The organism is Pseudomonas sp. R62, assembly GCF_000257605.1.
GTDB classification, from domain to species: domain Bacteria; phylum Pseudomonadota; class Gammaproteobacteria; order Pseudomonadales; family Pseudomonadaceae; genus Aquipseudomonas; species Aquipseudomonas atacamensis.
This window is the reverse complement of sequence record NZ_JH635998.1, coordinates 2,770,947-2,781,173: the sequence shown is the minus strand read 5'-3', so window position 1 is coordinate 2,781,173 and position 10,227 is coordinate 2,770,947. Positions and strand designations below refer to the sequence as shown.

9 protein-coding genes are annotated in these 10,227 nt (G+C 61.2%); 5 read left to right on the top strand and 4 right to left on the bottom strand.

The genetic code is table 11. The annotated features are described in order from the left end of the window. The 4 genes from pqqC to OQK_RS13485 form a co-directional block, all read left to right on the top strand. Positions 1-540 (top strand): pyrroloquinoline-quinone synthase PqqC (pqqC, locus tag OQK_RS13500; RefSeq protein ID WP_038860935.1); only part of this gene is annotated, 540 nt, incomplete at its 5' end. Then, positions 537-812 (top strand): pyrroloquinoline quinone biosynthesis peptide chaperone PqqD, encoded by a 276-nt coding sequence (gene pqqD, locus OQK_RS13495; protein ID WP_016772874.1) that lies wholly within the window; start codon positions 537-539, stop codon positions 810-812. The genes pqqC and pqqD, both read left to right, overlap by 4 nt. After that, a complete protein-coding gene (pqqE, locus tag OQK_RS13490; RefSeq protein ID WP_038860934.1) occupies positions 784-1,944 on the top strand; it encodes a pyrroloquinoline quinone biosynthesis protein PqqE in 1,161 nt (386 codons plus the stop codon). Before pqqD ends, pqqE begins: the two co-directional genes overlap by 29 nt. Next, positions 1,910-3,718 carry an alpha/beta hydrolase family protein gene (locus OQK_RS13485; RefSeq protein ID WP_016772872.1) on the top strand — a complete coding sequence of 603 codons (1,809 nt, stop codon included), beginning with the start codon at positions 1,910-1,912 and terminating at the stop codon, positions 3,716-3,718. Before pqqE ends, OQK_RS13485 begins: the two co-directional genes overlap by 35 nt. Before the next feature lie 129 nt (positions 3,719-3,847). On the opposite strand, the gene OQK_RS29290 is transcribed toward OQK_RS13485, so the two are convergent. After that, positions 3,848-4,006: a YqaE/Pmp3 family membrane protein gene (locus tag OQK_RS29290; RefSeq protein ID WP_003228885.1), complete on the bottom strand. Its 159-nt coding sequence runs from the start codon at positions 4,004-4,006 to the stop codon at positions 3,848-3,850. A gap of 192 nt (positions 4,007-4,198) precedes the next feature. Further along, the gene (locus OQK_RS13475) at positions 4,199-5,425 is read right to left on the bottom strand and encodes an aspartate aminotransferase family protein (RefSeq protein WP_016772871.1); all 1,227 of its coding nucleotides are present in this window, start codon (positions 5,423-5,425) and stop codon (positions 4,199-4,201) included. A gap of 169 nt (positions 5,426-5,594) precedes the next feature. Here OQK_RS13475 and OQK_RS13470 point away from each other — a divergent pair, with 169 nt between their 5' ends. Next, positions 5,595-6,509, top strand: a complete 915-nt coding sequence (locus OQK_RS13470) for a LysR family transcriptional regulator (protein ID WP_016772870.1) — start codon at positions 5,595-5,597, stop codon at positions 6,507-6,509. A gap of 228 nt (positions 6,510-6,737) precedes the next feature. On the opposite strand, the gene OQK_RS13465 is transcribed toward OQK_RS13470, so the two are convergent. Then, positions 6,738-8,516 (bottom strand): acyl-CoA dehydrogenase C-terminal domain-containing protein, encoded by a 1,779-nt coding sequence (locus tag OQK_RS13465; protein WP_016772869.1) that lies wholly within the window; start codon positions 8,514-8,516, stop codon positions 6,738-6,740. Between the two features lie 155 nt (positions 8,517-8,671). After that, positions 8,672-10,227, bottom strand: a 1,556-nt coding sequence (locus OQK_RS13460) for an acyl-CoA dehydrogenase C-terminal domain-containing protein (RefSeq protein ID WP_016772868.1), incomplete at its 5' end; no start/stop codon positions are given.

The following is a 10,227-nucleotide window of genomic DNA, read 5'->3' as shown; positions in this document are numbered from 1 at the left end:
ATCCGCCGCGAGTGGATTCAGCGCCTGCTCGACCACGACGGCGCGCCCGGTGAAGATGGCGGCATCGAAGCCTGGCTGCGTCTGGGCCAGGCTGTTGGCCTCGACCCAGACCAATTGCGTTCTCAGGAGCTGGTGCTGCCCGGCGTGCGTTTCGCTGTCGATGCCTACGTCAACTTCGCCCGTCGCGCCAGTTGGCAGGAGGCGGCAAGCAGCTCGCTGACCGAACTGTTCGCGCCGCAGATCCACCAGTCGCGCCTCGACAGCTGGCCGCAGCATTATCCGTGGATCGACCCGGCCGGTTACGAATACTTCCGCACCCGTCTCGGTCAGGCGCGGCGTGACGTCGAGCATGGGCTGGCGATCACGCTTGAGCATTACAAGACCCGCGAAGGCCAGGAGCGCATGCTGGAAATTCTCCAGTTCAAACTGGACATTCTTTGGAGCATGCTCGATGCCATGAGCATGGCCTATGAACTGAACCGTCCGCCGTATCACAGCGTGACCGAACAACGGGTCTGGCATAAAGGAATCATCTTATGAGTTTCGACCGCAGCAAAGTGCCGAGCTGGCGCCCGGGCTATCGCTTTCAGTACGAACCGGCGCAAAAGGGCCATGTGTTGCTGTACCCGGAAGGCATGATCAAGCTCAACGAAACGGCCGCGCTGATTGGCGGCCTGATTGATGGCGAACGCGATGTCGCGGCAATCATTGCCGAACTCGACAAGCAGTTCCCCGGCGTGCCCGAGCTCGGTGACGACGTCGAGCAATTCATGGAGGTTGCCCGTGAGCAACACTGGCTCACCCTTGGCTGATCTGCCGGCCAAACCGCAAGTCGGCCTGCCGCTGTGGCTGCTCGCCGAGCTGACCTACCGCTGCCCGCTGCAATGCCCGTACTGCTCCAATCCGCTGGATTTCGCCGAGCAGGGCAAAGAGCTGACCACCGAGCAATGGATCAAGGTGTTCCGCGAAGCGCGGGAGATGGGCGCGGCGCAATTGGGCTTTTCCGGCGGCGAACCGCTGGTGCGTCAGGACTTGGCCGAACTTATCCGTGAAGCGCGGCAGTTGGGTTTCTACACCAACCTGATCACCTCCGGCATTGGCCTGACCGAGCAGAAAATCAGCGACTTCAAAAAGGCCGGGCTTGATCACATCCAGATCAGTTTTCAGGCCAGCGACGAGCAAGTGAACAACCTGCTCGCGGGCTCGAAAAAGGCCTTTGCGCAAAAGCTGGAAATGGCTCGCGCAGTGAAGGCCCACGGCTACCCGATGGTGCTGAACTTCGTCACCCATCGGCACAACATCGACAAGATCGACCGCATTATCGAACTGTGCATTGCGCTGGAGGCTGACTTCGTCGAACTCGCCACTTGCCAGTTCTACGGCTGGGCGCAGCTCAACCGTGTCGGTCTGTTGCCGACCAAGGAGCAACTGGTGCGCGCCGAACGCATCACCAACGAATACCGGGCCAAGCTGGAAGCCGAAGGGCATCCGTGCAAGCTGATTTTCGTCACTCCGGACTATTACGAAGAACGCCCGAAAGCCTGCATGAACGGCTGGGGCAGCATCTTCCTGACCGTCACCCCGGACGGCACCGCCCTGCCCTGCCATGGTGCCCGCCAGATGCCTGTGCAGTTTCCCAACGTGCGCGAGCACAGCATGCAGCACATCTGGTACGACTCGTTCGGCTTCAACCGTTTTCGCGGTTACGACTGGATGCCCGAGCCGTGCCGCTCTTGCGACGAGAAAGAACAAGACTTCGGCGGCTGCCGCTGCCAGGCTTTCATGCTCACCGGCGACGCCAGTAACGCCGACCCGGTGTGCAGCAAGTCCGAACATCACGGCGTGATTCTGCAGGCCCGCGAAGAAGCCGAGACCGCCACTCAAACCATCGAACAATTGGCCTTTCGCAATGAACGAAACTCACGCCTCATCGCCAAGGGCTGAGCCTTTCAGCGCCGCCCAAGCCGTCGCTGCCGGGACCGACTTCGCCGAACTGCAGCTCGGCGCCCATGGTGTGTTCTGGAATGAATACCGCCCCGAGGATGCCGCGTGCCGGATCTGGCATTGCCGCGATGGCGTGGCGAAACGTCTGACGCCGGACGGCTTCAGCGTGCGTAGCCGCGTGTACGAGTATGGCGGTGGTGCGTTTTGTCTGACGCCTGACGGGGTGGTTTTCGTCAATGAAGCGGATCAGCAGATGTATCGGCAGGCGCTGGATGGCGAGCCGGTCGCGCTGACATCGACTGACTGCCGCTACGGCGATCTGCAATTTGCCGCTGGCCGGGTATTGGCGGTTGAAGAGCAGCAGGATCGGCATCGCCTGGTGGCGATTGATCTGGCGACCGGCACGCGCAAGGTGCTGGCCGAAGGTGCTGATTTCTACGCGTCGCCAACGCTGAGCCCGGACGGCCAGCGGTTGGCATGGATCGAGTGGAGCCGACCGCATCAGCCGTGGACCTCGACGCGGTTGATGATTGCGGAAGGTGATTTTTCTGCGCCTCGTTGTATTGCCGGTGCGCAGATGGAGGAGTCGATCCAACAGCCGCGCTTCGACGCGGACGGCCGGCTCTACTGCCTGACTGATCGTGGCGGCTACTGGCAGCCGTGGGTCGAAACGTCCGATGGCTTGCACGCGCTACCGAGTGCAGAGGCCGATCACGCGCCTGCGCCCTGGCAACTGGGCGGCTGCACTTGGCTGCCTGCCGGTGATCAATTTTTAGCCAGCTGGAGCGAGGATGGTTTCGGGCGCCTGGCCCTTGGAGTTGAAGATTTCAGCGGTGACTACAGCCGCTTCCGCCACTTGGCGATGGATCAACAATTCATCTATTGCATCGCTGCATCGCCGACCAGCCCGTCGGCAGTGATCGCCATTAATCGTGTCTCGCATGCCGTGAAAATCCTCGCTGGCGGCGTGGCTCCATTGCCTGCCGAACGCATCAGCCGTCCGCAGACCTTGCGTTATCCGAGCGGCTCCGGCGAGGCACACGGTTTCTTTTACCCGGCCATGAGCGGTGAAGCGAAACCGCCGCTGGTGGTGTTCATCCACGGCGGCCCGACGTCGGCGTGCTATCCGATCCTCGATCCGCGCATCCAGTATTGGACGCAGCGCGGCTTTGCCGTCGCCGACCTCAACTATCGCGGCAGCAGTGGCTATGGCCGTGAATATCGGCAAGCGCTGCATCTGCGCTGGGGTGAGGTGGATGTCGAGGATGCCTGCGCGGTGGTCAGCTATCTCGCCGATCAAGGCTTGATCGATGGGGAACGTGCGTTCATTCGCGGTGGCAGTGCAGGTGGTTACACCACATTGTGCGCACTGGCGTTCAGGCAGGTTTTCCGCGCAGGCGCCAGCCTCTATGGCGTCAGCGATCCGGTCGCGCTGGCACGGGCCACGCACAAGTTCGAGGGCGATTATCTGGACTGGCTGATCGGCGATCCCGAGCGAGATGCCGAACGCTATGCCGCCCGCACGCCATTGCTGCACGCCGATAACATTCGCGTGCCGGTGATTTTCTTCCAGGGTGAACTGGACGCGGTGGTCGTGCCGCAACAGACCCGCGACATGGTCGCGGCGCTGGAGCACAACGGCATCCCGGTCGAGGCGCATTACTACCCTGACGAACGCCACGGCTTTCGTCGCGCGGCCAACCAGGCGCATGCACTGGAGCAGGAGTGGACGTTTTATCGGCGGGTGATGGGATTGACTGAGCCCTCACTTTGAGACTGCGTCGCTCCAATCGCGGGCAAGCCCGCTCCCACAGGTTATTTGGTGTACACAAAAATTGTGATCACTCATAACACCGTGGGAGCGGGCTTGCCCGCGATAGCTATTGATCAGACGCCGCCGGACTCAACGCTTGGCGATGATATACACCGCATGCACGATCCCCGGAATGTAGCCGCACAACGTCAGCAGAATGTTCAGCCAGAACGCCCCGCCAAACCCGACCTGCAGAAACACGCCCAGTGGCGGCAACAGAATAGCGATGATGATACGAATGAAATCCATGGGGCAGCTCCTGAATGGGGGTTGGCTCACTTGAGCCATACAAGCTAATCGACCTGCGCCGTTCATCAGGGTTCATTACGCTTGCTATTTGATCGCCAGCATCACAAAAAAACGCCCCACGCAAAAAGAATCAGGCGTGGGGCGTGCGTTATACCGCGAGACGGTTCGGGTAATCGGTTGGAGCTGCTCAGCTCAGACGGCAATGCCCTTGCGGCATTGCAACTGGGCGGTGCGCACTCGCGAGAAGGCGCGGCCCAGGCGTAGGAGCATTTCGTCGATGTTGGCTTTGCTGACAGTGAGGGCGGGGGTGAAGCGCAGGCAGTCAGGCTGCGCGGCGTTCAATATCAGGCCTTCGTGAAGTGCAGCGTGAACGACGGCGTCGGCGCATTCGTCGGACAGCGTCAGCCCATGGAACAGGCCTTGGCCGCGCAACTCGCCGTGGCCGTAGCGGTGGGCCAGTCGCGCCAGGCCTTCGCGCAGGTGCTGGCCGCTGTCGTTGACCTGCTGAAGGAAGCTGCGGTCATGGATGCTGTCGAGCACTACCAGACCGGCCGCCGTGATCAAGGCGTTGCCGTGATGGGTGCCGCTCAGCTCGCCGATGGCGAAACAGCAGGCCTTGCCTCGCGCCAGTAAGGCCGCCAGCGGCAAGCCGCCGCCAAGGCCTTTGCCGAGCACGACGATATCGGCGCGAATGCCGTAGGACTGTTCGGCGAGCAAGCTGCCGCAGCGGCCCATACCCGTCTGCACTTCGTCGAGAATCAGCAGAATTCCCAGGTCACGACACAGTCGCTCGACGCCTTTGAGGTAGTGCTCGGTCGCCGGAATGACCCCGGCATCGCTCTGGATCGGCTCCAGCATGATCGCCACGGTCTGCGCATCAACCGCCGCATGCAGCGCCGGCAGGTCGTTGAATGGCACTCGATCGACCGTCGCCAGACTGCGGCCATGGCAACCCTGCTGCGCCACGATGATCCGCGAAGCGCCACCGCGATGCAGTTGGCCCCATTTGCGCGCCAGTTTGATCGCCGCCTCACAAGCCTCGCTGCCACTGTTGAGCAGGTATGCCTGATCGCTGGACGTGCTGGCGCACAGACGCTCGGCGAGGCTGAGCATGCCGCGATTTTGCAGATTGCAGCCGGGATTGATCAGCGCCTGGGCCTGATTGGCGATGGCTTTGACCAGCGCCGTGGGGCTGTGGCCAAGGCTGTTGGCGCCGCCGGCCTGGGAAAAGTCGAGGTAGGCGCGATCGTTGCTGTCCCACAGCCATGAACCCTGGCCGCGAGCGAACACTTGATGCGGCCGCTCGACACTGGGCATCAGGCGTTGGGCATTGAGATGGTCGGTCATAGCGGATGGCCCCGCCTCGAAGCAGAGGTCATCCAGACTCGGCGTCTGGCGCCGCAAACTGAACAGATTCATGCGGAAAAACCTCGCTGGAGGTTTTTTGAACTGCCTATGTAATCACGAACGAAGCAAATGGAATTCGTCACGCTTTCTGGCCCTGCAAGCCTTGTGAATGCGGTTAGACTAGGCGCGCAAACGGCTCCAGGCCATTTCGATTTCACAGCCATTTCGATAAGCGCTACTTATGGATTTCAAACAACTGCGTTATTTCGTCGCGGTCTACGAAGAAGGCCATGTCGGCCGTGCGGCTGAGCGCCTCTCGATCTCGCAACCAGCGCTGTCGCAACAGATCCGTCAGTTGGAGCAGAACCTCGACGTAACCCTGTTCGAACGCAGCAGTAAACGCCTGCTGCCGACCCTCGCTGCGCACACGCTGTACAACCACGCGCTGCCGTTGCTCGATGGCTTGCAGCGGGCGCGCGAGGCGTTGGGTAATTTCAAGGGTCAGGCATTGCGCACACTGGCCATTGGTGTGCTGCAAACGGTGCACACCAGCCTCGTGCCGCAAATGCTCGAGCGTGTGCGCAAGGCGCAGCCGCATCTGGTGGTGCAGATCTATGAACTTACGGGGCTGGAAATCGAACGGCGTCTGCTCAATGGTTCGCTGGACATCGGCATCAGCTATCTGCCGCCGCGCCAGCCCGGTCTGCACGGGGTGTTGCTGTATGAAGATGAACTGACGCTGGTCATCCCGGCGGACCATCCCTTGCGCGAGTTCAAGAAAGTCTCGATGCGCCAGGCTGCTGAACTGCCAATGCTGCTGCTCGGCGAAGAGTTCCAGATTCGGCAGATCTGGCAGGCACAACTGACCAGCCTCGGTCGACGCCCGCAGGTGCAGGCCGAGCTGAACAATATGTTGGGGATTCTCGACAGCCTGCCGCACACCCGGCTGGCGACGGTACTGCCGGGACGTTCGCAAAAGGAATACGACGATGCCGATCTGCTGTGGAAACCGCTGAGCGAGCCACGGGTGCCGTTGCAAGTTGGCCTGGTGTGCCGTGATGTGCAACGCCAGCAGGCCTCGTTGGCATTGCTGCGGACATTGCTTGAAGAGGTGATCGATCGCGAAATGAAGCCGCCCCTCGATCCGCTTGCCTGAAACTTTTGTTCAGGCAAAAGAAAACCCCGCCGAAGCGGGGCTTTGCAGACTGTTTCCCTGACATCCATTTCACTCCGCCACCCTGGCAGAATCCTACGTGTCCGTGTTGTTTACTTTGCGCTTCCTGCGCGACGTCCATGAAATGTAGATTAGCCGTGGATCCAATATACGGATATGGGAGAACAGCAGCACGTCACGTAAGCAAATGCTTACATGACGTCTACAGGATCAGAACTGCGCCGCATCCAGCAGGAACAGCGACTCGCTACCGGCCTTGACCGACGCGCTCAACGAGTGGATACGCGGCAGCAAACGGGCAAAATAGAAGCGTGCGGTGCCCAGCTTGCTCGCATAGAAATCATCTTGCGCTTCCTTGCCCAGCGAGGCTTTGGCCATCAACGCCCACATGTAGGCGTAAGCGGTGTATCCAAACGCTTGCAAATATTCGACCGAGGCCGCGCCGATTTCGTTCGGATTGTTTTTCGCCCGGTCCAGCAGCCACGCGGTCAGCTCGTCGAGGGTGTCGACGGCATCGTTCAGCGGCTTGGTGAACTCGCCCAGATCAGCACTGGCGGTTGCGGTGAAATGGCGGATCTCGTCAGCGAACAACTGGTAGAACGCGCCGCCACTGCCAACGATCTTGCGCCCGACCAGGTCCAGCGCCTGAATACCGTTGGTGCCTTCGTAGATCTGGGTGATGCGCACGTCACGCACCAGTTGCTCCTGCCCCCACTCGCGGATGTAGCCGTGGCCGCCGAAAATCTGCTGGCCGTGGACGGTGGTTTCCAGACCCAGGTCGGTCAGGAAGGCTTTCGCTACCGGCGTCAGCAACGCCACCAGATCTTCCGCGCGCTTGCGGGTGGTCGCGTCTTCGCTGAACTTGGCGGTGTCCAGTTGCATCGCCACATACGTGGAGAACGCACGGCCGCCTTCGTTCGAGGCTTTCATGGTCAGCAGCATGCGTCGCACGTCCGGGTGGACGATGATCGGGTCAGCAACTTTGTCCTTGTTCTGCGCGCCGGTCGGCGAACGGCTCTGCAGACGATCGCGCGCATATTCAACAGCGTTCTGATAAGAGCGCTCGCCGGTGGCCAGGCCTTGAATACCAACACCCAGGCGCTCGTAGTTCATCATGGTGAACATCGCGGCCAGGCCTTTGTTCGGCTCGCCGACCAGATAGCCGACGGCTTCGTCGAAGTTCATCACGCAGGTCGCCGAAGCCTGGATGCCCATCTTGTGCTCGATCGAACCGCAGTTGGCCGGGTTACGCGCACCGAGGCTGCCGTCGGCATTGACCATGAACTTCGGCACCAGGAACAGCGAAATGCCTTTCGGACCGGCCGGGGCGTCCGGCAGCTTGGCCAGTACCAGATGAATGATGTTCTCGGTGAGGTCGTGCTCGCCGCCAGTGATGAAGATCTTGGTGCCGCTGACCTTGTAGGAACCGTCGGCCTGAGGTTCGGCTTTGGTGCGAATGATGCCCAGGTCGGTGCCGGCATGCGGCTCGGTCAGGCACATGGAACCGGCCCAGATGCCGGCGTACATGTTCGGCAGGTACGCAGCTTTCAGTTCTTCGCTGGCGTGGGCATTGATCGACAGGCAGGCGCCGGCGGTCAGCATCGGGTACAGACCGAACGCGAGGCTGGCGGAGTTGACCATTTCTTCGACTTGCGCCGACACGGCTTTGGGCATGCCCATGCCGCCGTAGGCCGGATCACCGCCGACACCGACCCAGCCGCCTTCGGCATAAGTCTGATAAGCCTGTGGGAAACCGGCCGGGGTGGTGACGGCACCGTCCGCCCAATGGCAACCTTCCTCGTCAGCGGCACGGCTCAGTGGCGCGATGCTTTTGCTGGTGACCTTGCCGGCCTCTTCGAGAATCGCTTCAACGGTTTCGGCATCGACGGTCTCGGCCAGCGCCGGCAGCTCGGCCCAGAGTTTGGCGACTTCGAACACTTCATTGAGGACGAAGCGCATATCGCGCAGCGGCGCTTTGTAGTCAGCCATGGCAAACCTCGCAAGATCTAAACAGGTGGTTCGTGGAATGATATTTTCTGAGCCCGAGTGTACCTCAACAACTTTTGCGACACATAGGGTCAACCGGTGACTGATTTGTTATTTTTAGTCACCGGAAAAAGATCGCCGCGATCTTTCGATCTGCCCTACAAAGCAAACGCCTCCGCCGGCAAATTCATCAAACAATCACTCCCCGCCTCGATCGCCGCCTGATGCGCAGCCGTACGCGGCAGCAAGCGCTTGAAGTAGAACTCGCACGTCGCCAGTTTGCCCTTGAGGAAATCAGCCTCACCCTCGCCCGCCTCCAGCTGTGCTTGCGCAACCAACGCCATGCGCAGCCACAGGTAGCCAAGGATGATGTAGCCGCTGTACATCAGGTAATCCACCGATGCGGCGCCGACTTCGTCCGGGTTCTTCATGGCGGCCATGCCGACCTTCATGGTCAGGTCGCCCCACTGTTGGTTGAGCCCGTTGAGTTGCGCGACGAAGCGGCCCAATTGCGCGTGGTCGGCGTTCGCTGCGCAGAACTTGTGGACGATTTTGGTAAAGCCGCGCAGCAGCTTGCCCTGACTGCCCAGCACCTTGCGCCCGAGCAGGTCCAGCGCCTGAATGCCATTGGTGCCTTCGTAGATCGGCGCAATCCGGCAATCGCGCACCAGTTGCTCCATGCCCCACTCACGAATGAAGCCGTGGCCGCCAAACACCTGCATGCCGTGGTTGGTCACTTCCAGCCCGGTGTCGGTCATGAAGGCCTTGCAGATCGGCGTGAGGAACGCCAACAGGTCTTCGGCCTCCTGACGCGCGTCGGCGTCGCTGCTCAGGTGCGCGACGTCGAGCATCTGCGCGGTGAAATAGGTCAGCGCGCGGTTGCCTTCGTTGAAGGCTTTCATGGTCAGCAACATGCGCCGCACATCGGGGTGGACGATGATCGGATCGGCAGGTTTTTCCGGGGCCTTGGCGCCGGTCAGCGCGCGCATCTGCAGGCGGTCATTGGCGTACTTGATCGCACCCTGAAAACTCGCCTCGCCCAGACAAAGCCCTTGCATGCCGGTGCCGAGCCGCGCGTGGTTCATCATGGTGAACATGCAGTTGAGGCCTTTGTTCGGCTCGCCGATCAGGTAACCGGTGGCGGCATCGAAGTTCAGCACACAGGTGGCTGAAGCCTTGATGCCCATCTTGTGCTCGATCGAGCCGCAGGAAACGCCATTGCGCTCACCCGCTTCGCCTGCTGCATCGGGCAGAAACTTGGGCACGATAAACAGGGAAATGCCCTTGGTTCCAGCCGGTGCGTCCGGCAGCTTGGCCAGGACCAGATGGATGATGTTGTCGCTCAGGTCATGCTCGCCGGCGGAAATGAAAATCTTGCTGCCGGTGATCGCGTAGCTGCCGTCGGCCCGTGGCACCGCGCGGGTCTTGATGATGCCCAGATCGGTGCCGCAGTGGGCTTCGGTCAGGCACATGGTGCCGGTCCACTGGCCAGCGGTGAGTTTGCTCAGGTAGGTGTCTTTCTGCTCGGCGGTACCGTGGGCGTGGATCGCCGACATCGCGCCGTGGGTCAGGCCCGGGTACATGCCCCAGGACGTGTTGCTGGAGCCGACCATCTCGCTGATCACCAGCCCCAGCGAGCTCGGCAACCCTTGGCCACCGTAAGCCGGATCGGCCGCCAATCCATGCCAGCCGCCCTCGACATATTGTGCGAAGG

Excerpts from the sequence above, each read along its gene's own strand:
- OQK_RS13485 (WP_016772872.1), top strand. The coding sequence starts at position 1,910 with ATGAACGAAACTCACGCCTCATCGCCAAGGGCTGAGCCTTTCAGCGCC.
- OQK_RS13465 (WP_016772869.1), bottom strand. The coding sequence starts at position 8,516 with ATGGCTGACTACAAAGCGCCGCTGCGCGATATGCGCTTCGTCCTCAAT.
- OQK_RS13475 (WP_016772871.1), bottom strand. The coding sequence starts at position 5,425 with ATGAATCTGTTCAGTTTGCGGCGCCAGACGCCGAGTCTGGATGACCTC.
- OQK_RS13470 (WP_016772870.1), top strand. The coding sequence starts at position 5,595 with ATGGATTTCAAACAACTGCGTTATTTCGTCGCGGTCTACGAAGAAGGC.
- pqqD (WP_016772874.1), top strand. The coding sequence starts at position 537 with ATGAGTTTCGACCGCAGCAAAGTGCCGAGCTGGCGCCCGGGCTATCGC.
- OQK_RS29290 (WP_003228885.1), bottom strand. The coding sequence starts at position 4,006 with ATGGATTTCATTCGTATCATCATCGCTATTCTGTTGCCGCCACTGGGC.